Origin of the sequence: Microbacterium algeriense (assembly GCF_008868005.1) — a bacterium.
Taxonomy (GTDB): Bacteria; Actinomycetota; Actinomycetes; order Actinomycetales; family Microbacteriaceae; genus Microbacterium; species Microbacterium algeriense.
The window spans coordinates 377,512-401,984 of record NZ_WAAO01000001.1 but is presented as its reverse complement, the minus strand read 5'-3'; the positions used below and the strand labels follow the sequence as shown (position 1 = coordinate 401,984).

Annotated in this window: 24 protein-coding genes; 17 read left to right on the top strand and 7 right to left on the bottom strand. The window is 69.6% G+C overall.

What is annotated here, in order from left to right:
- Positions 1–3: 3 nt before the first annotated feature.
- Both F6A08_RS01890 and F6A08_RS01885 read right to left on the bottom strand, forming a co-directional pair.
- Positions 4–405, bottom strand: coding sequence for a hypothetical protein (locus F6A08_RS01890; RefSeq protein WP_151458447.1), 402 nt, complete (start codon positions 403–405; stop codon positions 4–6).
- A gap of 120 nt (positions 406–525) precedes the next feature.
- Positions 526–1,998, bottom strand: coding sequence for an MATE family efflux transporter (locus F6A08_RS01885; RefSeq protein WP_017203605.1), 1,473 nt, complete (start codon positions 1,996–1,998; stop codon positions 526–528).
- A 329-nt stretch (positions 1,999–2,327) separates the two neighbouring features.
- Between F6A08_RS01885 and chvE the strand changes: the two genes are divergently transcribed.
- The 5 genes from chvE (at position 2,328) to F6A08_RS01860 (ending at position 8,254) form a co-directional block, all read left to right on the top strand.
- Complete coding sequence (chvE, locus tag F6A08_RS01880) at positions 2,328–3,482, top strand: multiple monosaccharide ABC transporter substrate-binding protein (protein WP_017203606.1); 1,155 nt, start codon at positions 2,328–2,330, stop codon at positions 3,480–3,482.
- Between the two features lie 65 nt (positions 3,483–3,547).
- On the top strand, positions 3,548–5,089 hold the full coding sequence (mmsA, locus tag F6A08_RS01875) for a multiple monosaccharide ABC transporter ATP-binding protein (protein WP_151458446.1): 1,542 nt from the start codon (positions 3,548–3,550) through the stop codon (positions 5,087–5,089).
- Positions 5,086–6,264 carry a multiple monosaccharide ABC transporter permease gene (mmsB, locus tag F6A08_RS01870; protein ID WP_017203608.1) on the top strand — a complete coding sequence of 393 codons (1,179 nt, stop codon included), beginning with the start codon at positions 5,086–5,088 and terminating at the stop codon, positions 6,262–6,264. The genes mmsA and mmsB overlap by 4 nt, the downstream gene beginning before the upstream one ends.
- A 38-nt stretch (positions 6,265–6,302) precedes the next feature.
- Positions 6,303–7,481 (top strand): ROK family transcriptional regulator, encoded by a 1,179-nt coding sequence (locus tag F6A08_RS01865; RefSeq protein WP_124896681.1) that lies wholly within the window; start codon positions 6,303–6,305, stop codon positions 7,479–7,481.
- Positions 7,478–8,254: an ATP-binding cassette domain-containing protein gene (locus tag F6A08_RS01860; protein WP_151458445.1), complete on the top strand. Its 777-nt coding sequence runs from the start codon at positions 7,478–7,480 to the stop codon at positions 8,252–8,254. Before F6A08_RS01865 ends, F6A08_RS01860 begins: the two co-directional genes overlap by 4 nt.
- Positions 8,255–8,276: 22 nt before the next feature.
- Here the strand turns inward: F6A08_RS01860 and F6A08_RS01855 are convergent, their stop codons facing one another.
- Positions 8,277–8,720, bottom strand: a complete 444-nt coding sequence (locus tag F6A08_RS01855; protein ID WP_017203610.1) for a DUF2871 domain-containing protein — start codon at positions 8,718–8,720, stop codon at positions 8,277–8,279.
- Between the two features lie 121 nt (positions 8,721–8,841).
- On the opposite strand from F6A08_RS01855, the gene F6A08_RS01850 reads away from it, so the two are divergent.
- Entirely contained in the window at positions 8,842–9,450 is a 609-nt protein-coding gene (locus tag F6A08_RS01850; RefSeq protein WP_151458444.1) for a hypothetical protein, read from the top strand.
- A gap of 30 nt (positions 9,451–9,480) precedes the next feature.
- On the opposite strand, the gene F6A08_RS01845 is transcribed toward F6A08_RS01850, so the two are convergent.
- Both F6A08_RS01845 and F6A08_RS01840 read right to left on the bottom strand, forming a co-directional pair.
- Complete coding sequence (locus F6A08_RS01845; RefSeq protein WP_151458443.1) at positions 9,481–10,104, bottom strand: response regulator; 624 nt, start codon at positions 10,102–10,104, stop codon at positions 9,481–9,483.
- Complete coding sequence (locus F6A08_RS01840; protein WP_051000906.1) at positions 10,101–11,357, bottom strand: sensor histidine kinase; 1,257 nt, start codon at positions 11,355–11,357, stop codon at positions 10,101–10,103. The genes F6A08_RS01845 and F6A08_RS01840 overlap by 4 nt, the downstream gene beginning before the upstream one ends.
- Before the next feature lie 82 nt (positions 11,358–11,439).
- Between F6A08_RS01840 and F6A08_RS01835 the strand changes: the two genes are divergently transcribed.
- The 11 genes from F6A08_RS01835 to F6A08_RS01785 all read left to right on the top strand — a co-directional run bounded on the left by F6A08_RS01835 (position 11,440) and on the right by F6A08_RS01785 (position 23,269).
- Positions 11,440–12,093: a YigZ family protein gene (locus F6A08_RS01835; RefSeq protein WP_151458442.1), complete on the top strand. Its 654-nt coding sequence runs from the start codon at positions 11,440–11,442 to the stop codon at positions 12,091–12,093.
- A 55-nt stretch (positions 12,094–12,148) separates the two neighbouring features.
- Positions 12,149–13,069, top strand: coding sequence for a nuclease-related domain-containing protein (locus F6A08_RS01830; RefSeq protein WP_151458441.1), 921 nt, complete (start codon positions 12,149–12,151; stop codon positions 13,067–13,069).
- Positions 13,070–13,294: 225 nt separating this feature from the next.
- Entirely contained in the window at positions 13,295–14,287 is a 993-nt protein-coding gene (locus F6A08_RS01825) for a LacI family DNA-binding transcriptional regulator (protein WP_151458440.1), read from the top strand.
- Positions 14,288–14,321: 34 nt separating this feature from the next.
- On the top strand, positions 14,322–15,587 hold the full coding sequence (locus F6A08_RS01820; protein ID WP_017203617.1) for an extracellular solute-binding protein: 1,266 nt from the start codon (positions 14,322–14,324) through the stop codon (positions 15,585–15,587).
- A gap of 4 nt (positions 15,588–15,591) precedes the next feature.
- The gene (locus tag F6A08_RS01815; protein ID WP_017203618.1) at positions 15,592–16,488 is read left to right on the top strand and encodes a carbohydrate ABC transporter permease; all 897 of its coding nucleotides are present in this window, start codon (positions 15,592–15,594) and stop codon (positions 16,486–16,488) included.
- Positions 16,485–17,327, top strand: a complete 843-nt coding sequence (locus F6A08_RS01810; RefSeq protein ID WP_151458439.1) for a carbohydrate ABC transporter permease — start codon at positions 16,485–16,487, stop codon at positions 17,325–17,327. The genes F6A08_RS01815 and F6A08_RS01810 overlap by 4 nt, the downstream gene beginning before the upstream one ends.
- A gap of 14 nt (positions 17,328–17,341) precedes the next feature.
- Positions 17,342–18,325: a glycoside hydrolase family 130 protein gene (locus F6A08_RS01805; protein ID WP_151458438.1), complete on the top strand. Its 984-nt coding sequence runs from the start codon at positions 17,342–17,344 to the stop codon at positions 18,323–18,325.
- 5 nt (positions 18,326–18,330) lie between these two features.
- Positions 18,331–20,364 (top strand): hypothetical protein, encoded by a 2,034-nt coding sequence (locus F6A08_RS01800; RefSeq protein ID WP_151458437.1) that lies wholly within the window; start codon positions 18,331–18,333, stop codon positions 20,362–20,364.
- A gap of 58 nt (positions 20,365–20,422) precedes the next feature.
- Positions 20,423–20,845: a Fur family transcriptional regulator gene (locus tag F6A08_RS01795; protein ID WP_017204714.1), complete on the top strand. Its 423-nt coding sequence runs from the start codon at positions 20,423–20,425 to the stop codon at positions 20,843–20,845.
- 63 nt (positions 20,846–20,908) lie between these two features.
- Complete coding sequence (locus F6A08_RS01790) at positions 20,909–22,360, top strand: catalase (protein WP_151458436.1); 1,452 nt, start codon at positions 20,909–20,911, stop codon at positions 22,358–22,360.
- 108 nt (positions 22,361–22,468) lie between these two features.
- A complete protein-coding gene (locus tag F6A08_RS01785) occupies positions 22,469–23,269 on the top strand; it encodes an alpha/beta fold hydrolase (protein ID WP_151458435.1) in 801 nt (266 codons plus the stop codon).
- 87 nt (positions 23,270–23,356) lie between these two features.
- On the opposite strand, the gene msrA is transcribed toward F6A08_RS01785, so the two are convergent.
- Positions 23,357–23,899, bottom strand: coding sequence for a peptide-methionine (S)-S-oxide reductase MsrA (gene msrA, locus F6A08_RS01780; RefSeq protein ID WP_017204711.1), 543 nt, complete (start codon positions 23,897–23,899; stop codon positions 23,357–23,359).
- Positions 23,896–24,384 (bottom strand): peptide-methionine (R)-S-oxide reductase MsrB, encoded by a 489-nt coding sequence (msrB, locus tag F6A08_RS01775; RefSeq protein ID WP_151458434.1) that lies wholly within the window; start codon positions 24,382–24,384, stop codon positions 23,896–23,898. Before msrB ends, msrA begins: the two co-directional genes overlap by 4 nt.
- Positions 24,385–24,473 lie beyond the last annotated feature (89 nt).

The following is a 24,473-nucleotide window of genomic DNA, read 5'->3' as shown; positions in this document are numbered from 1 at the left end:
TCCTCAGCGCACCACCGCGACGGACGCCGTCACCGGAGACTTGGGCGCGACGGCGGGCTTGGACGCGGCGACGGCCGGCTGCGGCAGCGGCTCCGCCACCTTGCGCTCGCGCCGGCCGAACCCGCCGGCGTTGATGATCCCGCGCACGACGCCGCCGATCACCAGCATCGCCACGAGCGCGGCGCCGGACAGGATCAGTGGCGTCCACACCTGGGCGAAGGAGGCGACGACGCTCATCAGCGCGCACACGATCCACACCCCCACCGCGCCTCCGGTGAGCCCTCCGGCCCCTCGGATGATCGCGATCGCCGCGACGATCGCGCAGATCGCGGCGAGCGCCGCTCCCGCGTAACCGATCGGCACCAGCACTGCGGCCAGTTCGCTGGCCACTCTCATTGTCGTCATGACGACCCCCCGTCAGCGGAACATCCGCTACCTCGACACTAGAAGTGTGTCCCCGAAAGCCCATCCGTCTCAAGTCCCATGCGCATCATCCTGCAGACGGATATCGCGGGTGCGGATCGATCAGCGCCGGGTCAGCCAGCGCAGACGGCGCGGCCGCACGACCCGCACCGGCTGCGTGATCACGGCATCCACGACCATCGAGCCGTCCGTCGGGCCGACGATCGCGATCGCGGAGGTCTCGGTCGCCTCCGCCGGGTCGACCGGGAGCTTCCCGAGCGCACGGTGCGCACGGACGTAGGCGGGGACGAGGAGGATGATCGCACCCACCCAGGCGAGCGGGTTGCTGAGGGCGACACCGTCGAAGCCGATCCAGGCGCCGAGCACGATCGCGGCCCCCACGCGCATGACCAGCTCGATCACGCCGGTGACGGTGGGCACGAGCGTGTGGCCGAGTCCCTGCAGGGCGCCGCGCAGCACGAACAGCATGCCGAGCGCCCAGTAGCCGCAGCCGTTGATGATGAGCATCCGGTGCGCCATGTCGACGACGTCGTCCGACCCCTCCCCGACGAACAGCCGCACCATCGGAGCGCCGAACGCGATGAGCAGCCCGCCGAGGACGATCGCGGCGGCGATGGCCATCCAGGTGGCCTCGACGACGCCGCGGCGGATGCGGTCGGGGCGCCGGCCGCCGTGGTTCTGCGCGGCGTACATGGACACGGCGAGGCCGAGCGAGGAGAGCAGCGCCACGGCGAGGCTGTCCACGCGCGAGGCCGTCGTGTACGCGGCGACCGCATCGGCCCCGAGCGTGTTCAGGGCCACCTGCACCGTGAGCGTGCCGATCGCGATGATGGACGCCTGGAAACCCATCGGGAGTCCGAGCCGCAGGTGATCGGCGATGTCGGCGCGGGTGATGCGCCAGTCCGCACGGCGCAGGTGCAGCATCGGCAGGCGTCGGCGCACGAACTCCAGGCACAGCACCACGGAGACGGCCTGAGCGACGACCGTGGCGAGCGCGGCTCCGGCGACGCCCCAGGCGAACGGGCCGACCAGGAGCACGACGAGTCCGACGTTCAGCACGCACGAGACCGTGAGGAACACCAGCGGGGTCTTGGAGTCGCCGATGGCGCGGATGATCGCGGACAGGTAGTTGAAGAACATCGTCGCGCCGGCGCCGAGGAAGCTGATCTGCGTGAAGATCGTCGCCTCCGGCATGAGCTCCGGCGGCGTCTGCAGCAGCGCGAGGATCGGACCGGCCAGAAGCGGGGCGCCGACGGTGAGGATCACGCTCGTGATGCCGCTCAACAGCACGCCGGTCGCGACCGATCGGCGGACGGCCGCGTCGTCGCGCGCGCCGAAGGCCTGGGCGATCGGGATCGCGAAGCCGCTGGTCAGACCCCAGGCGAATCCGAGCAGCAGGAACAGCAGGCTGCCGGTGGCGCCGACGGCCGCGAGGGAGGTGACGCCGAGGTGCCGGCCGACCACGATCGCATCGGCGAACTGGTACAGCTGCTGCACCACGTTGCCGAGGAGGAGCGGGATGGAGAAGGCGAGGATGACGCGCCACGGGCGGCCCGTCGTGAGGGAGGTGGCCATGAAGGAGGGGCTCGCAGAACTGGGGGATGGATCGAGGCGGGACCAGCTTATCGAATCGATTCGGAACGGCGGAAGTCCAGCCATCGCTCCGCAGAATATTGACTTCGAGTCTCGAAGGGAAAGCAGCGCTCGGCGGCCTGGCGGTCGGGCCTCGCAAGGCGCCGGCGCGCGGGATCCTCGGCAAGCACCGCCGGATCACGAAATCATCACGACCCCTTGACTTCGAGACTCGAACTCAAGGAAAGTATCCGGAGCGAGTCCCGAATGGCCGGGATTCCAGTCCGGTGGCGACGCCCCGGGCGACCCATTGCACAGCGAAGGAGCTCGTGATGAAGAAGAAGTACGCACTTGCCGCACTCGGCCTGGCCGGGATCGTCGCCCTCGCGGGCTGCGGCGGTGGCGGCGCAGGCTCGAGCGGAGGCTCCGGCGCGGAAGGCTCCGGCGACAAGGGCGACCTGCTGATCGGCGTGTCCATGCCCACGCAGACCTCGGAACGCTGGATCGCCGACGGCAACGCCGTGCAGGACGGACTGGAGGAGGCGGGCTACCAGGTCGACCTGCAGTACGCCGGAGACGACATCCCGACCCAGGGACAGCAGATCGACCAGATGATCACGAAGGGCGCCGATCTGCTCGTGATCGCCGCGATCGACGGCACGGCCCTGTCGTCGCAGCTCGACGCCGCCGCGGCCGCGAACATCCCGGTCATCTCCTACGACCGCCTGATCCGCGACAGCGAGCATGTCGACTTCTACGTCACCTTCGACAACTACAAGGTCGGCGTGCAGCAGGCGACGTCGCTGCTCACCGGACTCGGGGTGCTCGACGAGGACGGCAAGGAGACCGGCGAGAAGGGGCCGTTCAACATCGAGCTGTTCGCGGGTTCTCTCGACGACAACAACGCGCACTTCTTCTGGCAGGGCGCGATGGACACGCTCCAGCCGTTCATCGACGACGGCGTGCTCGCCGTGCCGTCCGGTCAGACCGACATCGAGCAGGCGGCGATCCTGCGCTGGCAGCAGGAGACGGCGCAGAAGCGGATGGAGGACCTGCTGACCTCGACGTACGCGGGCGGCACCAAGCTCGACGGCGTCCTGTCCCCCTACGACGGACTGTCCCGAGGGATCATCACGGCCCTGCAGGGCACCGGTGGCCTCGGCCCGGCCATCGCCGACGGTCTGCCGATCGTCACCGGCCAGGACGCCGAGATCGGTTCCGTCGCCCTGATCGACCAGGGCGTGCAGTTCGCGTCGATCTTCAAGGACACGCGAAAGCTCGCCGAGCAGTCGGTCGTCGTCGCGCAGGCGATCCTAGAGGGCGAGGAGCCCGAGGCGAACGACACCGAGACCTACGACAACGGCGTGAAGGTCGTCCCCTCCTACCTCCTCCAGTCGGACATCGTCTACAAGGACAACATCACCCCGCTCCTCGTCGACTCCGGGTACTGGACGCAGGCCGAGGTCGACTCCGGCGTCGCCGAGTAGCTGATGACCCGGGGCGTGCCGTCGGCGACGACGGCACGCCCCTCTTGACGGAAGGACATCGGTTCATGACGACACCGGTTCTGCAGATGCGGGAGATCGAGAAGAGCTTCCCCGGGGTGAAGGCGCTCCAGGGCGTCAGCCTCGACGTGCAGCGCGGCGAGATCCTCGCGATCTGCGGCGAGAACGGCGCGGGCAAGTCCACCCTGATGAAGGTGCTCTCCGGCGTGTACCCGCACGGCACCTACGAGGGCGAGATCATCTACGAAGGCGAGGAGGCGACGTTCTCGTCGATCGCCGACTCCGAGCGCGTGGGGATCGTGATCATCCACCAGGAGCTGGCGCTGATCCCGCACCTCAGCGTCGCGGAGAACATCTTCCTCGGCAACGAGCGCCGCGGCACGGGAGGTCTGATCGACTGGGACCGCGCGAACGCCGAGGCCTCCGCCCTGCTCGCGCAGGTGGGCCTCGACGAGAACCCGACCACGCCCGTCGGCCAGCTCGGCGTGGGCAAGCAGCAACTCGTCGAGATCGCCAAGGCGCTGTCGAAAAGCGTGCGCCTGCTGATCCTCGACGAGCCGACCGCCGCGCTCAACGACACCGATTCGGCGCATCTGCTCGACCTGCTCCGACGCTTGCGCGACGACGGGATGACGTCGATCATCATCTCGCACAAGCTGAACGAGATCGCCGCGATCGCCGACCGCACGACGATCATCCGGGACGGTCGAACGATCGAGACGCTCGACATGCGCGATCCGGAGTCCACGCAGGACCGGATCATCCGCGGCATGGTCGGCCGCGACCTCGCCCACCGGTTCCCCGAGCGCACCCCGGACATCGGAGAGGAGGTGCTGCGCATCGAGGACTGGACCGTGCACCACCCCACGCAACCCGGCCGCGTCATGGTCGACGGTGCGACCCTCACCGTCCGCGCCGGCGAGGTCGTCGGCATCGCCGGGCTCATGGGCGCCGGACGCACGGAGCTGGCGATGAGCGTCTTCGGGCGCACCTACGGCCGCGGCGCACGAGGCCGCGTGCTCATGCATGGCAAGGAGGTCGACACCTCCACCACCAGCGCCGCCATCCGCGCCGGGATCGCGTATGCGACGGAGGACCGCAAGAAGTTCGGCCTCAACCTCATCGACGACATCCGGCACAACATCACGATGGCGTCGCTGCGGATGATCAGCCCCGGCGGGTGGATCAACGCGCACCGGGAGCTCGAGATCGCCGAGCGCTACCGGGCCGAGATGAACATCAAGTCGCCGACGGTGCTGCAGCTGGTGGGGAACCTCTCCGGAGGCAACCAGCAGAAGGTCGTGCTCAGCAAGTGGATCCAGACGGAGCCCGAGGTGCTGATCCTCGACGAGCCCACCCGCGGCATCGACGTCGGCGCGAAGTACGAGATCTACACGATCATCAACCGCCTCGTCGCCGAGGGGAAGGGCGTGCTGGTGATCTCGTCCGAGCTGCCGGAGCTCCTCGGCATCTGCGACCGCATCTACACCCTCGCCTTCGGTCGGATCACCGGGGAGCTCCCCGCCGCCGAGGCCACGCAGGAGAAACTCATGCACCTCATGACCGTCGAAAGGACGACCGCACCATGAACGGCGTCACCAACCTGTTCACCCTCGCCACGCGGAATCTGCGTCAGAGCGGCATCCTCGTCGCCTTCGTCGCGATCGTCGCGTTCTTCGCGATCCTGAACCCCGCCTTCCTGTCGGCGGGCAACCTCACCAACATCGTGCTGCAGTACTCGTACATCCTGATCCTCGCGATCGGCATGGTGATCGTGATCATCGCCGGGCACATCGACCTGTCGGTCGGCTCGGTCGTCGCGCTCACCGGCGCCACCGCGGCTGTGCTCGTGATCCGCATGCAGCAGCCCTGGTGGGTGGGTGTGATCGCCGCGCTCGTCGTCGGCCTGCTCGTCGGGGCCTGGCAGGGGTTCTGGGTCGCCTACGTCGGGATCCCGGCGTTCATCGTGACGCTCGCGGGCATGCTCCTGTTCCGGGGGCTCACGTTCATTGTGCTCAGCAATGTGTCGCTCTCTCCGTTCGGCGGCACGTACTACGCGATAGCCAACGGCTTCTTCAACGGGCTGCTCGGCGGCTACGGGGTCGATGTGTTCACCCTCGTCATCTTCGCCATCGGCGTCGTCGGATACGCGGTGTGGCAGGTCCGCGGTCGTCGGTCGAAGATCTCGCACCAGCAGTCCGTGGAGGCGCTGCCCTGGTTCATCCTGAAGATCGTGGCGATCGCCGCCGTCGTGATGTGGTTCGGCTATCAGCTGTCGACGAGCCGTGGCCTGCCGTTCGTGCTGATCCTCCTGGCCGTGCTGATCATCGCGTACTCCGTCATCACGCAGAAGAGCGTCTTCGGCCGCCACGTGTACGCGATCGGCGGCAACCTGCACGCGGCGCTGCTCAGCGGCGTCAACGTGCGCCGGGTGAACTTCTGGATCTTCGTCAACATGGGTCTGCTCGCCGGAATCGCGGGCGTCGTGTTCTCCTCGCGCACCAACGGCGCACAGCCGGGCGCGGGGAACATGTTCGAGCTCGATGCGATCGCGGCGTGCTTCATCGGCGGCGCGGCGGTCACCGGCGGCGTCGGCCGCGTCGGCGGCGCGATCGTCGGCGGTCTGATCATGGCCGTGATGAGCAACGGCATGCAGCTCATGGGTCTCGACCAGGCGACGCAGCAGGTCGTGAAGGGACTCGTGCTGCTGATCGCGGTGGCGTTCGACGTCTGGAACAAGCGGCGCACGGGCGCCGCCCGTTGACCCGGATCGACACGACAACCGCGCGGTAGGCTCCCGCTATGAGCAGATGGGCCAGCGGTTCCCAGTCGGGGTTGCGCGAGGCCAACACCGCGAAGATCGTCGACGCCGTGAAGCGCTTCGGCGGGCTCACCCAGGTCGAGCTCGCCGAAGCGACCAGCCTCTCGACCGCGACGGTCTCCGCCATCGTCAAAGAGCTGTCGCTGTCAGGGCTCGTGGAGACCCGGCCGACGTCGCGGAGCGGCCGACGCGCCCAGCTGGTCACGATCGCGCGGAGGGCGGGGCTCGTCGCGGCGGTGCAGATCGGCAGCCGCAGCATGAAGGTGCGGCTCACGGACGTCGGTCAGGACGTGCTGGCCGACCGCTCGATGCCCCTGCCGGCCGACCATGCCGAAGACACCGTGCTCGACCGCATCACCCTGCTGCTGATCGACATGCTCGGCATGATCGCGGCCGATGCCGACGACCTGATCGGCGTCTGCATCGGGGTGCCCGCGCCGGTGGATCCCGCATCGGGGCTCATCGCCTACCCGGGCGTGATGCGCCGCTGGGAGAGCCAGCCGGTCGCCCAGGTCGTCGAGCAGCGCCTCGGCTGCCCCGTGCTCGTCGAGAAGGACGCCAACCTCGCCGCGCTGGCCGAAGCGACGCTCGGCACCGCGCGAGACGTCGCGGACAGCCTGTTCGTCCATGCGTCCTACACGGCGAGCGCCGGCGTGGTCCTCGGCTCGCGGCTGTACCGCGGGCGGTCGGGCACGGCGGGCGAGATCGGCCACGTCCAGGTCGACCCGACCGGCTCGATCTGCGCGTGCGGTCAGCGCGGCTGTCTGGAGACGGTCGTCGGTGCCGACGCCATCACGGCACCGCTGCGAGCCACCTACGGGCAGGTCACGTTCAAGGACGTGATCGCCCGCGCAGCCGAGGGCGACCCCGGCTGCGCCCGCGTGGTCGCCGATGCCGCGACGGCGCTCGGACGGGTCGTCGCCGGTGTGCACCAGGCCCTCGCCCCCGAGGTGATCACGGTCGGCGGGGAGCTGACCGAGGCGGGACCCATCTTCTTGCTCCCCTTCACCAGCGCGTTGCGCGACACCGCTCCCCAGGGCCGCTCGCCCCGCCGGGATCCGGTCCCGTCCTCCTTCGGGAAGGACGCGGTGCTCGTGGGGGCGACCATCCACATCCTGCAGTCGACCGACCCGTCCCGGCTCCTCGAGGACCGCTCATGAGCTTCACCGCATCGCAAGCCGAGCCCCTGCTCACCCTGCGCGGCGTCACCAAGCGCTTCGGCGCCGTCGAGGCGCTCACGGATGTCGACTTCACCGTCAATGCCCGCGAGGTCGTCGGCCTGGTGGGCGACAACGCGGCCGGCAAGTCGACCCTCGCGAAGATCATCGCCGGCGCCCTGGATCCCACCTCCGGGGAGATCCGCATCAACGGAGAGCAGGTCGAGATCTCCTCCCCCGCCGAGGCGAATCGGCTCGGCATCGCCACCGTGTTCCAGGACCTCGCCGTGTGCGAGAACCTCGACGTCACCGCGAACGTCTTCCTCGGCCGCGAGCTGCGCACCGCCAAGGGGATGCTGCGCGAGCCGGAGATGGAACAGGCGACGAAACAGGCGCTGAGCGATCTCGCCGCCAACATCCCCTCGATCCGCTCCCCGCTGAACTCGCTCTCCGGCGGGCAGCGGCAGGCCGTCGCCATCGCCAGGACCCTCATCAGCCGACCGCGTCTCGTGGTGCTGGACGAGCCGACGGCGTCCCTGAGCGTCGCGCAGACCGCCGACGTGCTCACCCACATCGAGCAGCTGCGCGAGCTCGGCCTCGGCGTCGTCTTCATCAGCCACAACATCGCCGACGTGCAGGCGGTCTCCGACCGCGTCGAGGTGCTCCGGCACGGCCGCAACAACGGCTCGTTCCAGAGTCAGGACGCCGCGTACTCCGACCTCATCGCCGCGATCATCGGAACCTACCGCGGGCCGAGCGCGCCGCCGCGCGGCTGACCCGCCGCGCGGCGCGGACGGGTCATGCCACGGCAGCCGGGAGCAGATCGGTCCGCTCGGCGGCTGTGATGCGGGTGCGGAGCATCAGAAACAGCATCACCATTCCGGCGCTGAGCAGGATGTGACCCATGCCCGCGATCCCGGCGATCATCTTGGACGACTCCAGCCCGAGCACCGTGAGACAGCCGTGCCACACCATCATCGCCGAGGTGAGCACCAGTCCGGCGTTGTAGGTCCAGAAGAACCAGCCGAAGAGGCGGCTCTCGGAGAGCGCGAAGGCCTTCTCCAGCAGCAGCACGATCAGCAGCACGACGAAGCCCAGCACGAGCAGGTGCGTGTGCACGAGACCGAGCTGGGTGGCCTGCCCTTCGGGGAAATCGTTGATCTTGGTGAACTCCCGGTAGAAGAGTCCGGAGGCGACGCCCACGAGCATGGAGGCGAACGCGGCGGTGAAGAGCCTGCGCATCGGGTTCCTTTCCTTTGTGCTTCCAGCCTCGGCGCAGGCGCGACACCGCGGATCCATCGAACGGTTGAGATGGCGACCCCGGTCCTTGTGGTTCGCACGGGAAGTGTGATGATCTGACCGCATGACCTTCTTCCCACCCGACCCCGACCTGCCCGAACCCGAGGAGGCCGATTCGGAGCGGCAGCCGTGGTGGCAGGCGCCGGACGACGAACTGCCCGTGCTGCTTCCCGTGTCGGCGACGCTGGCGTCCACCGAGCACCTGGCCCTCGGCCTGTTTGGGGTCGCGGTCTACAGCGACGGTGTCGAGTTCCGGTTGGAGGGGCGGCTGCGTCGGAAGGGCCTGCCGGCGCGGGAGTGGAACGATCTGTGCGCGGACTTCGTGGGACACAGCCCGCTCGGCGGCCCCGTGCATCCCGCCGGCCGGCTGCAGTTCGGACTCGTGCTCGGCGACGGCGAGAAGGTGCTGGCCGAGGGGTTTCCGTTCTTCGGCGGCGACGATCCCTCCGCGGAACAGGAGGGCCACACCCTGTCGCGCAACAGCGGCGGCGCGGGCGGCGGACCCCAGGGCTACTCGTCGACGGACCGCCTGTGGCTCTGGCCCCTCCCGCCGGAAGGGCCGATCGAGTTCGTGATGCAGTGGCCGGCGCTCGGCGTGGAGGAGCGCCGTGTCGTGCTCGACGGCTCCGCGATGCGGGCGCTCGCCTCCCGCGTGCAGCGCTTCTGGAGCTGAGCGGCCACCGCTCCGCCGGAGGGACCGGCCTCAGAGCAGACCGGTCTCGCGCGCGATCGCGATGGCGCGCGATCGGCTGTCGGCTCCGAGCTTCTCGAACACGTGCACGAGGTGCGTCTTCACGGTCGCCTCGGTGACGAACAGCGTCTTCGCGATCTCCCGGTTGGAGGCACCCGTGTCGAGCAGCCGCAGCACGTCCCGTTCACGGTCGGTCAGCCGCACCCGCGGCGCGCGCAGGACCCGCCCCATCCGATCGCTGAGCTCCGGCGTCAGCACCAGGCCCCCGGAGGCCGCCTGACGGACGGCTCGAACGATCTCCTCGGGCGCGATGTCCTTGAGCAGGTACCCGGCCGCTCCCGCCTCGATCGCCCCGAGGATCTCGGCGTCGCGGTCGAAGGTCGTCAGGATGAGCACGGCCGGCGCCGGGTCGAGGCTCCGCAGCACCGCCGTCGTCTGCACCCCGTCCAGGCCCGTTCCCAGCCGCAGGTCGCAGAGCACCACGTCCGGGTGCAGGTGCTTGGCGAGCGCGACGGCCTCCTCCCCCGAGGCGGCCTCCCCGACCACACGGACGTCGTCCCGCTGGTCGAACAGCGAGCGGACGCCCGCTCGGACGATGGGGTGATCGTCGACGAGGAGCACGCTGATCGGAGTCATACGTCGTCTCCGGCGCCGTGACCGCGCGTGCCTCCGAGCGGGATGTGGGCCGAGAGGGCGGTGCCGTCGCCCGGCGCGCTCTCGACGTCGAGTCCACCGCCGAGCTCTCGCAGACGCGCACGCATCGAACGCAGTCCGTAGCCGCCGCCGTCCCCGCCCCTTCCCCCTTGAGCGTCCCAGCGCCGCACATCGAAGCCGATCCCGTCGTCGACGATGTCGAGACGCACGGTGTCACCGGCGTCGGAAAGGGTGACCACGACACGCGAGGCCGACGCATGGGAGCGGACGTTCGCGAGAGCGGACTGGGCGGTCCGCAGCAGCGCGATCTCGGCATCGATACCCAGGGCGGGCAGCTCGTCGTCGGCGTGCAGGGTCGTCCTGATCCCCGTCTCCTCCGCGAGGCGCGCCAGCAGGCGCGCGAGTGCATCGCCGAGCGCCGTGGACTCGAGCTCCGCCGGCATCAGCGCCTGCACGATGCGCCGCGCATCCGCCAGCCCTTCCCCGGCGAGCGCGTCGATCTGCTCGAGCGCCCGCGCACTCCGTGCGGGGTCGTGCGACTCCCGGGCGGAACGAGCCAGCATCCCGATCGAGGACAGGCTCTGCGCGACGGTGTCGTGGATGTCGCGCGACACCCTGGTGCGCTCTTCGATCGCGCCCGACGCGCGCTGCGTGCGGGCCAGCTCATCCTGCAGAGCAGCCATCTCCTCCTGTGTCGCGACGAGCGAGGCGATGAGCCGGCGCCGCTCCCGCCCGTCGCGCACCAGCACCAGGTATCCGCGCGAGATGCCCAGGGCGAAGACGCCGCCGACCAGCGGGCCGATCACGTTCGCGTAGGTCGTCGCGCCGGTGTGCGCGAGCGGAGCGGTGACGACGACGGCGAGGATCGCGGCGCTGAGCAGCAGCGCCCACCGCAGTCGCAGGACGAACCCGGCGAGCAACCACAGCGAGAACGCGAGCCAGACGAACTCGGGCGACACGACGACAGCGCCGAGCCAGATGAGCGTGAGGCCCAGCAGCCATCCGGCCGCCAACCGGCGGTCCGCCGTGCGTTCGCTGAGGAGCAGTCCCCCGCCGTACCAGCCGAGGAACACCAGCGCGATCGCCAGCACCCCCGGGATCGGGACGCCGTCGACGGCGGCGCGCCAGGCGCCGATCACGAGCAGCACCATCGTGATGGCGGCCTGGCCGATGCGGATCGACCCGACCAGGCTCGCCCACGTGCGGGGCGGTCTCGACGGCTCGATGTGCGGCATGATCACATTCTTCCCCTGCCCATGCGCGGCGGCGTCCATCCTTCGGACGATCCGCGACCCGCCGCTGGGTATCGTGAGGCGGGTGACATCCGCCCGCGTCTACCCCGCCACCATCGCGGCAGCCGTGGAACACGAGCTCGTCATCCGGAAATCGCGCTTCCTCACCCGCATCGCCCCCGTCTCGTCGGTCGAGGAGGCGGAAGCGGTGATCGCGCGCATCCGCAAGCAGGCATGGGATGCGAACCACAACTGCTCCGCCATGGTGACCGGGCTGCTGGGCGATCAGGCTCGTTCCTCCGACGACGGCGAGCCCTCCGGCACCGCCGGCATCCCGATGCTCGAGTTGCTGCGCCGCCGGGAGCTGACGGACGTCGTCGCGGTGGTCACCCGCTACTTCGGCGGGGTGAAGCTCGGGGCGGGAGGACTCGTGCGCGCATACTCCTCGGCCGTGTCCGAGGCGCTGGACCGGGCGACGCTCGTCCGGCGGGCGGCCCTCCGCCAGGTGACGATCGAGGTGCCGCACGGCGGTGCCGGTCGTATCGACAATCTGCTGCGCGAGTGGGCCGTCTCGCACGGGGCGACCCTCGGGGAGACGACCTATGCGGCGACGGTCGTGCTGGAGCTCTGGGTGCCCGAGTCCGCGCTTCCCCGGCTCGCGGACGATCTCGCCGCCGCATCGGCCGGATCGCTCACCCCGGTTCCCGGCATCGAGAGGATCGTCGACCTGCCCGTGTGACGCCGACCCTCAGGAAGCGCCGGATATCCTGGATGCCGCGGTCGGAAGGAGAGCGATGTTCGACAGTCCGCTCTCGGCCTCGGCGTACGAGATCCTCGAGGTCGACCCCTCCGTGGACGACGTCGAGCTGCGCCGCGCGTACCGCCTTCGTCTCCGGCAGACGCACCCGGACACCGGCGGCGATGCGGCGGTGTTCATCCAGGTGCAGCGCGCGTGGGAGCTGATCGGCACCCCCGACGGCCGCGCCGCCTACGACCGCCGCACGGGCGTGAGCTCCGACGACGGCGCCGAGTGGAGCGGGTGGCGTCCGCCCTCCGCGCGCACCGACACCCGGCCACGGGCGCGCTCCTACGGACACCCCGGCGGGTGGCGGCGCGAGCGCTACCTGACCCTCATACGGGAATGGGCGGGCCGCGGCGTCGAGGTGCCCGACCCCTACGACCCTGCGCTCGTCCGATCAGCGCCGCGGGAGCTGCGCCGCCTTCTCGCGGACGCCCTGGCCGAGGAGGCCACCGCCCGCACGGTCTCCGACCTCGGCATGGGCTTCACGGTGTGGCACGACGTCGCCATCAGCACCGATCCCGACGACAAGCTGGACCACGTGGTGCTCAGTCCGTCCGGACTGTACGGGATCATGTCGGAGGACTTCGGCGGTGTGGTCGGCTTCCGGCGCGGCGAGATCACGGGCCCGAGCGTCGGCACCAGGGCGCCGGTCACCGCGACCCTCGCCCGCATGCGCGCCGTCGCCAAGGCGGCGCGGGTCAAGTTCGGCGGAGCGATCGTCGTCCTGCCCGATGACGACCTCTCCCAGGCGGTGACCCCGCTCGGAAGCAGCGGTGGGGTGCCGGTGGTCGTCGTCCGCCGCAGCGCTCTCGCGATGGTCCTGCGCCAGGGCGTCCCCGGTGCACGGTCGATCGGCGGCAACGAGCTGTTCGACGTGCGCACCCGCCTGCAGCACACCGTCCGCTTCGTCTGATCCCCGCCCCCGGACGATCCCCCGAACCCGGACGATCCCCCGAACCCGGACGATCCCCCGACCCCCGGACGATCCGCCGAGGAAGCTCGGGGAGATCGTCGGCGGATCGTCGTCATCTCGGGGAATCAGATGGGGAACGGACCGTTGACACGTCTTGTCAAACCGGTTTACACTCGTCAAACCGGTTTACAGGCATGAGGCTGGGCCGATCCACGAGGAGGTGGCATGAGCCGCACGACGATCGCCGACGTCGCTCGCGAGGCCGGCGTGACCAAGGCCACGGTCTCGCACGCGCTCAGCGGCAACCGTCCCATCTCGGAGGAGACCAGGACGAAGGTGCTCGCGGCCGCCGAGAAGCTCAACTGGGTGCCGAGCCAGAGCGCCCGCGCCCTCGCCACCCGACGGGCGAACGCGATCGCGGTCGTGCTGGCCCGCGACCCCGAGGTCATCGCGAACGACTCGTTCTTCCCCGCCTTCATCGCCGGCGTCGAATCGGTGCTCGCCGAGACCGAGACCGCCCTGATCCTCCAGGTCGTCGTCGGACGCGACGCCGAGGAGCGCGCCTACCGCACGCTCGCGCACGGCCGCGCCGACGGGGCGCTGCTGCTGGACCTGCGCACCGACGACTGGCGGGTCCCCTTCCTCGAGCAGCTCGGACTGCCGACGGTCCTGGTCGGCGCGTACGACCAGCCGAGCCCGTTCTCCTGCGTGCGGACCGATGACGCCCGGCCGATCCGCGAGCTCATCGCCCACCTCCGTGACGCCGGGCACACCCGCATCGCCCATGTCTCCGGCCCGCTGGACTACGTCCACTCGAAGGCGAGGTCCGACGCGTACGTCGAGGAGATCGGCAGCGACGAACTGCTGCGCGAGGGCGACTTCACCGCGGCGAGCGGTCGCGACATCACCGCGGAGCTCCTGGCGCTGCCCGACCCCCCGACCGCCGTCCTCTACTCCAACGACACGATGGCCATCGCGGGACTGTCCCTCGCCCGGTCGCAGGGCCTCTCCATTCCGCGGGATCTCGCGATCTCCGGGTTCGACGACGATCACCTGTCGGCCCACCTCTCCCCCGCCCTGACCAGCGTCTCGTCCGACCCGCCCGCGCGCGGTCGAGCCGCCGCCCGCCTGCTGCAGGCCGGCATCCTCGGCGCGTCGCCGCAGACCGAGGTCGTCGACTGCACCGTCGTCCACTACCGCGCGAGCACCGCGTCGTAGACCACCGCACCACCACCGTGTCGAGGAGGACACCATGAAGAAGATCCGTGCCGCAGCACTCATCGGAGCCGTCGCGCTCGTCGCCACCGGATGTTCCTCGGGAGGCGGCGGCGGAGAGGGAGCCGCGGAGGGCACAGGGCCCATCGACGTCTGGCTCTCCAACAACGAGCAGGAGGTCGCGTGGGGCCAGGCCGTGGTCGAGGCCTGGAACGCCGATCATCCCGACGAGAAGGTGACCGCGCAGGAGATCCCCGCCGGATCATCCTCCGAGGAGGCCATCACGGCAGCGATCACGGCGGGCACCGCGCCGTGCCTGGTCTACAACGTCGCCCCCGCCGCCGTGTCGGGCTGGGTCAAGCAGGGCGGCCTCGTCGATCTCAGCACGATGGAGGGAGGCAGCGACTACATCACGGAACGCGGTGGTGAGGTCGACGCCTACGCGACCGACGGCAAGTTCTACCAGCTGCCGTGGAAGTCGAACCCGGTCATGGTGATGTACAACAAGGCGCTGTTCGAGGCGGCGGGGATCGACCCGGACGACCCGCAGATGAACACGTACGACGCATTCCTCGAGGGATCCCGCAAGATCGTGGAGTCCGGGGTGCAGAGCGCGATCTGGCCCGCACCGACGAGCGAGTTCTATCAGCCGTGGTTCGACTTCTACCCGCTGTACCTCGCCGAGACCGACGGCACGATGCTGGTCGAGGACGGCAAGGCCACGGTCGACTCGGACGACGGGCGCACGGTCTCGGAGTTCTGGCGCACCTTCTACGAGGAGAAGCTGGCTCCGAACGAGGCGGCCACCGACGACGCGATGTCCGCCGGCACCACGGCGATGCAGCTGGCCGGACCGTGGGCGATCCCCTCGTACGCCGAGACCGTCGACGTGGGCTTCATGCCCGTGCCGACGAGCGACGGTCGCGAGGACCCGATCACCTTCGCCGACTCGAAGAGCGTGTCGATGTTCACCGCGTGCGAGAACCAGGCGACCGCGTGGGAGTTCCTGAAGTTCTCCACGAGCGTCGACAGCGATGGCCAGTTCCTGGAGGCGACGGGCCAGATGCCGATGCGCACCGGCCTCACCGATGCCTATGCGGACTACTTCTCCGCGAACCCCGACTACGTGGCGTTCGCGGAGCAGGCGGAGCGGACGGCGGACGTGCCCAGCATCCCGAACTCCGTCGAGGCCTGGCAGGCGTTCCGCGACGAGTACTCCTCGGCAGTGATCTTCGGGAAGGAGTCGATCGACGACTACCTGAAGAACGCGGCGTCGAAGATCGACGACCTCGTCGCCGAGTGACCTCATGACGGACAAGCGGCGGCTGCGCACCCGGTGGTTCGGTGCGCAGCCGATCGGCGGCCTGTTCGCGCTGCCGTACTTCGTGTTCGTGATCGCGATCTTCGCGTATCCGCTCGCCTTCGCCGTCTACATCGCGTTCCACGACTACTTCTTCACCGCCCCGGGCACCGAGGTCGACCGGCCCTTCGTCGGGTTCGACAACTTCGTCACGGTGCTGACCGATCCGCGCGTGCTGGGCTCTTTCCGCAACACGCTGATCTTCCTGGTCATCAACGTCCCGTTGACGGCGGTGCTCGCCCTCGTGCTCGCCGCGGCGCTGAACACCGGCATCCGCTGGGTCGCCGCCTACCGGGTCGCGTTCTACGTCCCGTACCTGACGGCGAGCGTCTCGCTCGTGGGGGTGTGGATGCTGCTGTTCTCGGGCAACGGTCTGGTCAACACGATCCTCGGGCCCCTGGCGCCGGATCCGTCGTGGCTCGTCAACAGCGGGCTCGCGATGCCGATGATCGCCCTGTACGTGACGTGGAAGCAGCTCGGGTTCTACATCCTGCTGTACCTGGCCGCGCTGCAGAACGTCCCCAAGGAGCTCTACGAATCGGCCGAGACCGATGGCGCCGGCGCGCTCTCGCGCTTCTGGAACGTCACGGTCCCCGGAGTCCGCAGCGCCACAACGCTGGTGCTGATCCTGTCGATCATCACGGGAGCCAACCTGTTCACGGAGCCCTACCTGCTCACCAACGGCGGCGGTCCGGACGGTGCATCCACCACACCGGTGCTGCTCATCTACCAGCTGGGCATCCAGCAGCAGAACCCCGACACCGCGGCGGCCATCGGCATGATCCTCGTGATCCTCGTCGGGATGCTGTCGCTCGCGGCGAACCGCGCGACGAGGGAGCGATGATGAGACGCCGACGTTCACTGCCCCGCATCCTGAGCATCATCCTGCTCACGATCGCGGCCATCGGGTTCGCCTTCCCGTTCTACTTCATGGTCGTCGGGGCGTTCCAGGAGAGCCCCACCAACTCCCCGAGCGCGCTGTTGCCCACGAGCGGTTGGACGGTCGAAAACTTCGTCGCGATCGACTCCCGCATCGACCTGGTCGGCTCGCTGCTGAACTCTCTGATCTTCACCGCCGGGGTGCTGCTGGGCACCGTGGTGTTCGGGCTGCTCGCCGGCTACGCGATCGCCCGTCTCGACTTCCGGGGCCGCGGTGTGATCTGGGTGCTGATGCTGCTCGTGCAGATGGTGCCGTTCCAGCTGCTGATGATCCCGCTGTACGTGCAGATCACCCGGAGCTACGGCCTGGGCGACTCCTATCTGGGTATGATCCTGCCGTTCCTCATCAACACCACCGCGGTGTTCATCTTCGTGCAGTTCTTCAAAGCGCTCCCGGTGGAGATCTTCGAGGCGGCGCGCATCGACGGCGCGGGCGAGATCCGCCTGCTCACCTCGGTCGCGCTCCCGCTCATCCGTCCCGTGCTGGTGACGGTCGTGCTGGTCACCTTCATCGGGCCGTGGAACGAGTTCCTCTGGCCGTTCCTCATCACCAAGGACGCGAGCCTGCAGCCGCTGGCCGTCTCGCTCGCGAACTACATCTCCAACGTGGCGCAGTCGACGGCCAACCCCAACGGCGCGATCCTCGCCGGCGCGACGGCGCTCGCGTTCCCCGTCGTGATCCTGTTCGTCGTCTTCCAGCGCTTCTTCAAGGCCACCGACCTCGGCGCAGCCGTCAAGGGCTAGTCAGAAAGGCATCCATGTTCACCGGAGCTTCCTTCCCCCTCGGGCCGTTCACCCCCTATGCGGGCAATCCGATCCTGCGACCGCGCGGCGCCAGCTGGGAGTCGGCGAATCTGTACAACCCGGCCGCGCTCGTGGACGGCGACGAGGTGATCCTGCTGTACCGGGCGCACGCCGACGACATCATCTCCCACATCGGTCTGGCCCGATCCCGAGACGGGGTCACGTTCACCCGCGAGGACGCGCCGATCCTCTCCCCCTCCGAGGAGTACGAGCAATACGGGTGCGAGGACCCGCGCATCGCGCTGATCGACGGCACGTACTACCTCACCTACACGGGCTGGGACCGGCGCAGCGCCCAGCTGTGTCTCGCGACGTCGACCGACCTGCGGACCTGGACCAAGCACGGCCCGCTGTTCGACGACTTCGACACCTTCAAGACCATGGACCCCCGCGGGTTCAACTGGTCGAAGGCCGGTGTCATCGTGCCCCGGCGGATGCACGGGAAGTGGTGGATGTACTTCGGCGAGGGGGCGATCTACTGGGCCACCAGCGACGACCTGATCCACTGGACGCCGGGAACGGCCGACACCGATCCGATGTACTCCCCGACCCCGGGGACCTGGGATGAGGCGCTCGTCGAGATCGGCACGTCTCCCGTGCTCGCCGACAACGGGCTGCTGGTGTTCCTCACCAACGGCGCCACGCGTGTCGTGCACGAGGGCGGCACGGTCGACGTGGACTACCGGTGCGGACAGATCGCCATCGACCCGGACGAGCCGACGAAGGTCATCGCGCGGCTGCAGGAGCCGTGGCTGCGACCGCAGACCTTCGAGGACATGCACGGCCTGGTCTCCAACGTCACCTTCGTGGAGGGACTCGTGAAGTTCCACGGCCGGTGGTTCGCGTACTACGGGCAGTCCGACACGACGCTCGCCGTCGCGATCCACGATCCCGCCGAGCCGTGGGGCCGCGCGCTCCGCGACGACGGTGAGGCGTGACGATCATGGACACCTCTCGGCGCTCCTTCCTGGCTCTCGCCGCGGCGAGCTCCGCCCTCGCTCTGCTGCCGGTGGACGCCGCGGTCGGCGCCACAGATCCGATGGGTACCGCGACGCCCCTCCCCGCGGTCGCCCGTCGATCTCGCCTGACGAACCTCGCGCATCTGCGCTTCCTGCTCGCCGAGGTGCCGATCGCTCCGAGTGACGCGCACACGACGTTCGGCATCGACACGAATCCGACCGTGCGCGCCCCGTGGACCTATGCCGACGCGGACGGCGCCGGCGGCTACCGTCCCGTCGGGGGCGGAACCCGGGACGCCGCGACGGGGCACTGGACCCAGGGAGCGTACAACGCGGACGACATCGCCAGGGCCGCCGTGGTGTTCCTGCGGGACTGGCGTGCGACGGGCGACGGGCAGAGCCGGGATGAGGCGCGGGATGTGCTGCGCGCGCTCGCCTTCCTGCAGACCGCGAGCGGACCGAACACCGGCAGGGTGGTGCTCTGGCAGCAGGAGGACGGCACCCTGAACCCCAGCGCGATCCCGGTCGAGCTGCCGGATCCCTCCGATTCGGCCGAGTCGTACTGGCTCGCCCGCACGGTCTGGGCCTTCGGCGAGGGCTACGCCGCGTTCCGTCGCGAGGACCCCGACTTCGCGGCCTTCCTCCTGGCGCGACTGCACCTGTGCCTGGATGCGCTCGGGCGCGAGTCGCTCTCGCGCGCCGGACGATGGGTCCGCAGCGACGGCCGGAACCTGCCGGCCTGGCTGATCGCAGGAGGTGCGGATGCCACGGCCGAGGCGATGCTCGGGCTCGCGGCCGCGACAGAAGCCGGAGACGCCCGCAGCCGTGCGGCGCTGCGGACCTACGGGGAGGGTGTGGCCGCGATGGCCACGGACCCGGCGAACGGGTGGCCCTTCGGCGCGGTGCTGCCGTGGACCGGCTCGCTCGGCTTCTGGCACGCTTGGGGTGCAGCGGCCCCGGAGGCGCTCGCCAGGGCGGGGGCGCTGCTCCGGCGTCGGGAGTGGTCGGCGGCCGCCCTCGCGGATGCGGGACGCTTCACTCCGCAGGTGCTGGCGTCCGGAGGACCGCACAACGCGTGGGCGCCGCTTCCCGCCGAAGCGCAGATCGCGTACGGTGCGCACGGACGCGTCGCCGGTGCGCTCCAGGCGGCTGCGGTCGGTGGTGTGGGGCTGCGCATGCTCGCCGGCCTGGCCGCCGGGTGGTTCTTCGGCGCGAACACCGCCGGTGTGCCCGTGTACGACCCCGCGACGGGTGTGACGTACGACGGAGTCGAGACGGACGGGAGAGTGAACCGCAACTCCGGCGCCGAGTCGACGATCCACGGTCTGCTCACGATGCTCCTGCTGGATGCCGACCGCGACGTGGCGGCGATCGCGACCTCGATCACGGGGCTCACGTCCCATTCCGGACTGCGCGCCGTCGATGCGGAGACGGCACGGCTCTCCCCCGGGTGCGTGATCGAGCGACCGGACGGCGGGGCATGGACCGGCGAGGGCAATCTCTCCGCGGGCGCGTACGTGCGCATCCCGCGCGGCGAATGGGTCGAGTTCGACGTCACGGAGGCGGGTGGCATCCTGCACGCGCTGGTGTGGCGCCAGGCAGCGGACGCGGGCGAGGCGGAGTGGGAGGTGCGCCGCGGCGGACAACGGGTGTGGCGTGCACGGACCGCTGCCGGCGGGGTCGGCGATCGGGGGCTCACCGAGGCCGAGGGCATGCTCGTGCCGCAGCTGCTGGGGGGCGACCTGCCCGAGGCCGCGGTGACGGTGCGCTGCACGAGCCGCGGTGAAGTCCGCCTGGACGCCCTGGTCATCCAGCCGCGGGTCGCTAGTGCGGTGTACGCCACGACCTCGGGGGCGACCGTGCTCTATGCGAACGGGACGCGACGGGAGGTGCGGGTCGCGCCGCTCGCGCCGGGCGACGGTCGCGCCTACGACGCGGACGGAGCGGACCGGGGGCGCGCCGCCGCGGGCGGACGGGTGCGCGTGCGCGGAGCCGGGTTCACCATCACGCGAGGCTGATGCAGCATCCCGGTATGCGTTCTTTTGAACCACTCAAAAAACGAGGTATGCTCGGAGGATGGAGACAGAACTCGACTCGGCGCTTCGCGGCGCCGGGCTGCGCGCGACCGCGGGCCGCGTCGCCGTGCTCGAGGCTCTCGACTCCATGGCCCATACGGATGCGGAGCGGGTCTACCGCGCCGTGTCCGAAGTGCTGCCGACCACGTCGATCCAGTCGGTGCACAACATCCTCGCGGACCTGACGACGGCGGGCCTCATCCGTCGGATCGAACCGGCAGGTTCCGCGGCGCTCTACGAGCGGCGCATCGACGACAACCACCACCACATCGTCTGCACCTCCTGCGGTGCGATCGGCGATGTGGACTGCGTCGTCGGCGAGGCGCCGTGTCTCACCCCGTCCTCGACGGGGGGATTCACCGTCCAGACAGCCGAAGTCACCTTCTGGGGCCTCTGCCCCAGCTGCCAGAACGCCGCGCAGTAGTTCGGCCGACCGCTCCCCGACAGAGGGGTAGTTCGTCGCGCCTGCACGGAGAAGGAGAACACCATGACGAGACCTGCCACCACCACGCAGGCCGGAGCACCGATCGCCAGCGACACCCATTCGCTGACGGTGGGCGCCGACGGCCCCACGGTCCTGCACGACCACCACCTGGTCGAGAAGATCGCCGCCTTCAACCGCGAGCGCGTCCCGGAGCGCAACCCGCACGCCAAGGGCGGCGGGGCGTTCGGCGAGTTCGTCGTCACGGAAGACGTGTCGGCCTACACCCGCGCCGCGGTGTTCCAGCCTGGAGCGACGAGCGAGACGCTCCTGCGCTTCTCTTCGGTGGCCGGCGAGCAGGGGTCGCCCGACACCTGGCGCGACGTGCGCGGCTTCTCGCTGCGCTTCTACACGACCGAGGGCAACCTCGACATCGTGGGCAACAACACCCCGACGTTCTTCCTCCGCGATGCCATGAAGTTCCCCGACTTCATCCACTCCCAGAAGCGCCTCGGCGACTCCGGCCTGCGCGACGCCGACATGCAGTGGGACTTCTGGACCCTCTCCCCCGAGAGCGCCCACCAGGTCACCTACCTCATGGGCGAGCGCGGTCTGCCCCGCAGCTGGCGGCACATGAACGGATACGGCTCGCACACCTACTCGTGGGTCAACGCGGCCGGCGAGGTGTTCTGGGTGAAGTACCACTTCATCTCGCACCAGGGCGTCGAGGCGATGAGCCCGGACGAGGCCGAGAAGCTGGCAGGAACCGACGCGGACCACTACCGCCGCGACCTGTTCCAGTCGATCTCCGACGGCGACTTCCCGAAGTGGGACCTCTACGTGCAGATCATGCCGTACGACGAGGCGAAGGACTACCGCTTCAACCCCTTCGACCTCACCAAGACGATCTCGAAGAAGGACTACCCGCGCATCAAGGTCGGCACCCTGACCCTGAACCGCAACCCGGAGAACTTCTTCGCGCAGATCGAGCAGGCGGGCTTCGCACCGGCGAACCAGGTCCCCGGCACCGGCATCTCGCCCGACAAGATGCTCCTGGGCCGGATCTTCGCGTACCCCGACGCGCAGCGTCACCGCATCGGACCGAACTACAACCAGCTGCCGGTGAACCAGCCGCACGCCAGCGAGGCGCGCAACTACCAGCACGAAGGATCGATGCGGTACCAGTTCAACGACGCCGCGCACCGCACCTATCAGCCGAACTCCTTCGGCCCGGCGGGCGGCCCCGAAGCCGACCCGGCGAAGGGCATCGAGATCAACTGGGAGGCCGACGGCGAGCTCACGCGTTCCGCCGCGACGCTGCACGCCGAGGACGACGACTTCGGTCAGGCCGGCACGCTGTACCGCGAGGTCTTCGACGGCCCGCAGCGCGCGCGATTCCTGGAGACGCTGACCGGTCAGGGCCGCTCGATCACGATCCACGAGATCCGCGAGCGCTTCTTCCAGTACTGGACGAACGTGGACGCCGAGCTCGGCGCCGCTCTGCGCGACCGCGTCTGACCCGAGACCCCGGGTTCTCCTCGAGACCCCCGCCCCGCGACACCGCGGGGCGGGGGTTTCGGCGTGTAACCGGGGTCTCGGCGTCGACGTCAGGGCCAAGATGGAGGGGTGGCTGTTTCCCTCTCCGACCTCACCGAGATGCCCGACCCGCAGCACGTCTACGCGGCGGACGGCACACGACTCGCGACGTACACCTGGGGAGAGCTCGACGCCCCGGTCGTGGTGACCGTGCACGGCTTCGCCTCGGGTGCGCGCGACAACTGGGTGCTGACCGGCTGGGTGCGCGAGCTGACCAGGGCCGGGTACCGCGTGCTCGCGCTCGACCAGCGCGGGCACGGTCAGAGCGAGAAGCCGCACGAGTCCGACGCGTACGCGATCCGGAACCTCGTCACCGACGTCGAGACCGTCATGGACACGTATCTCGTGGACGATGCCTTCTACCTCGGCTACTCCCTCGGCGCCCGGGTCGGATGGGAGGTGGCCCGCGAGCTCCCGCATCGGATCGGCCGGGCGGTCCTGGGCGGCGTGCCCGACGGCATCCCGCTCGCGCGCCTCGACCTCGACCAGGTGCGCGCCTACATCGCGGACGGCACGCCGGTGGAGGACCGCACGACGCAGAACTACATCGCGCTGACCGAGCGCGTGCCGGGGAACGATCTGCGCGCGCTCATCGCCCTGGCCGAGGGACTTCGGGGCTCCGGCACGATCGACCCCGATCCCGCGGACGCCCCGGTCGTGCCGCTGCTGTTCGCGACGGGATCGAAGGACGCGATCATCGAGGGCTCCCGGGCACTGGCCGCCGCGGCTCCCGATGCCCGCTTCGTCGAGCTCCCGAACCGCCACCACTTCAACGCCCCCGGCTCCCGCGACTTCAAGGAGGCCGCGCTCGGTTTCTTCGCCGAGTCCTGATCCCGCCGAGACCCCGTCTTCGCGCCGAGACCCCCTCCTGCACGCGTATGTAGGAGGGGGTCTCGGCGCGAAAGCGGGGTCTCGGGATCAGGCGGTGGCTTCCTCGCGCTTCGGCAGGACCCAGCCGGCGCGGGGGAAGTGGCAGGTGTAGCCGTTCGGGTACTTGATCAGGTAGTCTTGGTGCTCGGGCTCGGCCTCCCAGAACGGACCGGCGGGCTCGATCGTCGTCACGGCCTTCGCCGGCCACAAACCGGAGGCGTCGACATCGGCGATCGTGTCGCGGGCGACCTGCTCCTGCTCGGGGGTGAGCGGGAAGATCGCCGACCGGTAGCTCGACCCGATGTCGTTGCCCTGACGGTTCAGCGTCGACGGGTCGTGGATCTGGAAGAAGAAGGCCAGGATGTCGCGGTAGGTCGTCTTGCTCGGGTCGAACACGATCTCCACCGCCTCGGCGTGACCGGGGTGGTTGCGATAGGTCGCATGGTCGTTCTCGCCGCCCGTGTAGCCGACACGGGTGTCGAGCACGCCGGGCTGGCGGCGGATCAGGTCTTCCATGCCCCAGAAGCAGCCGCCCGCGAGGACGGCGGTCTCGGTCCCGGGGGTGCGGGTGATGGTTCCGGTGTCGGTCATGACTGCTCCTCAGAGGTGTCGGTGGTCGCGCTGTCGGGGTTCTGCGCGAAGAGGGGGCTGTAGCGACCGTACCCCTCCTTCTCGAGATCCTCCGCCGGGATGAAGCGGAGGGCCGCCGAGTTCATGCAGTAGCGGAGGCCGCCCTCAGCGCGGGGGCCGTCGTCGAAGACGTGTCCGAGGTGGCTGTCGGCGCCCGCCGACCGCGCCTCCGTGCGCTTCATCCACAGCGAGCGGTCGGTGCGCGTGGTCACGGCCTCGGCGTCGATGGGCTTGGTGAAGCTCGGCCATCCCGTCCCGCTGTCGAACTTGTCGGTCGACGAGAACAGGGGCTCGCCGGAGACGACGTCGACGTAGATGCCGTCGTCGTGGTTGTCCCAGTACGCGTTGCGGAACGGGGGCTCTGTCGCGTCCTGCTGGGTGACCTGGTACTGCAGAGGCGTGAGAGCGCTCACGGCCTCGGGGGTCTTGGCGTGGTCGTTCGACATGATGTGACTCCTTGTCCGACGTCGCTGGCTGCGGCGTCATAGAGGGAGAACCAGGGAGGAGCCCGTTTTGGTCCCGCGGGGCTGGGAGC

Excerpts from the sequence above, each read along its gene's own strand:
- F6A08_RS01865 (WP_124896681.1), top strand. The coding sequence starts at position 6,303 with ATGAGCAGATGGGCCAGCGGTTCCCAGTCGGGGTTGCGCGAGGCCAAC.
- F6A08_RS01790 (WP_151458436.1), top strand. The coding sequence starts at position 20,909 with ATGACGAGACCTGCCACCACCACGCAGGCCGGAGCACCGATCGCCAGC.
- mmsB (WP_017203608.1), top strand. The coding sequence starts at position 5,086 with ATGAACGGCGTCACCAACCTGTTCACCCTCGCCACGCGGAATCTGCGT.
- F6A08_RS01815 (WP_017203618.1), top strand. The coding sequence starts at position 15,592 with ATGACGGACAAGCGGCGGCTGCGCACCCGGTGGTTCGGTGCGCAGCCG.
- F6A08_RS01885 (WP_017203605.1), bottom strand. The coding sequence starts at position 1,998 with ATGGCCACCTCCCTCACGACGGGCCGCCCGTGGCGCGTCATCCTCGCC.
- F6A08_RS01850 (WP_151458444.1), top strand. The coding sequence starts at position 8,842 with ATGACCTTCTTCCCACCCGACCCCGACCTGCCCGAACCCGAGGAGGCC.
- F6A08_RS01840 (WP_051000906.1), bottom strand. The coding sequence starts at position 11,357 with ATGCCGCACATCGAGCCGTCGAGACCGCCCCGCACGTGGGCGAGCCTG.
- F6A08_RS01800 (WP_151458437.1), top strand. The coding sequence starts at position 18,331 with ATGGACACCTCTCGGCGCTCCTTCCTGGCTCTCGCCGCGGCGAGCTCC.
- F6A08_RS01855 (WP_017203610.1), bottom strand. The coding sequence starts at position 8,720 with ATGCGCAGGCTCTTCACCGCCGCGTTCGCCTCCATGCTCGTGGGCGTC.
- chvE (WP_017203606.1), top strand. The coding sequence starts at position 2,328 with ATGAAGAAGAAGTACGCACTTGCCGCACTCGGCCTGGCCGGGATCGTC.
- msrA (WP_017204711.1), bottom strand. The coding sequence starts at position 23,899 with ATGACCGACACCGGAACCATCACCCGCACCCCCGGGACCGAGACCGCC.
- msrB (WP_151458434.1), bottom strand. The coding sequence starts at position 24,384 with ATGTCGAACGACCACGCCAAGACCCCCGAGGCCGTGAGCGCTCTCACG.
- F6A08_RS01795 (WP_017204714.1), top strand. The coding sequence starts at position 20,423 with ATGGAGACAGAACTCGACTCGGCGCTTCGCGGCGCCGGGCTGCGCGCG.
- F6A08_RS01860 (WP_151458445.1), top strand. The coding sequence starts at position 7,478 with ATGAGCTTCACCGCATCGCAAGCCGAGCCCCTGCTCACCCTGCGCGGC.
- F6A08_RS01825 (WP_151458440.1), top strand. The coding sequence starts at position 13,295 with ATGAGCCGCACGACGATCGCCGACGTCGCTCGCGAGGCCGGCGTGACC.
- F6A08_RS01845 (WP_151458443.1), bottom strand. The coding sequence starts at position 10,104 with ATGACTCCGATCAGCGTGCTCCTCGTCGACGATCACCCCATCGTCCGA.
- F6A08_RS01830 (WP_151458441.1), top strand. The coding sequence starts at position 12,149 with ATGTTCGACAGTCCGCTCTCGGCCTCGGCGTACGAGATCCTCGAGGTC.
- F6A08_RS01820 (WP_017203617.1), top strand. The coding sequence starts at position 14,322 with ATGAAGAAGATCCGTGCCGCAGCACTCATCGGAGCCGTCGCGCTCGTC.
- F6A08_RS01805 (WP_151458438.1), top strand. The coding sequence starts at position 17,342 with ATGTTCACCGGAGCTTCCTTCCCCCTCGGGCCGTTCACCCCCTATGCG.
- mmsA (WP_151458446.1), top strand. The coding sequence starts at position 3,548 with ATGACGACACCGGTTCTGCAGATGCGGGAGATCGAGAAGAGCTTCCCC.
- F6A08_RS01810 (WP_151458439.1), top strand. The coding sequence starts at position 16,485 with ATGATGAGACGCCGACGTTCACTGCCCCGCATCCTGAGCATCATCCTG.
- F6A08_RS01890 (WP_151458447.1), bottom strand. The coding sequence starts at position 405 with ATGACGACAATGAGAGTGGCCAGCGAACTGGCCGCAGTGCTGGTGCCG.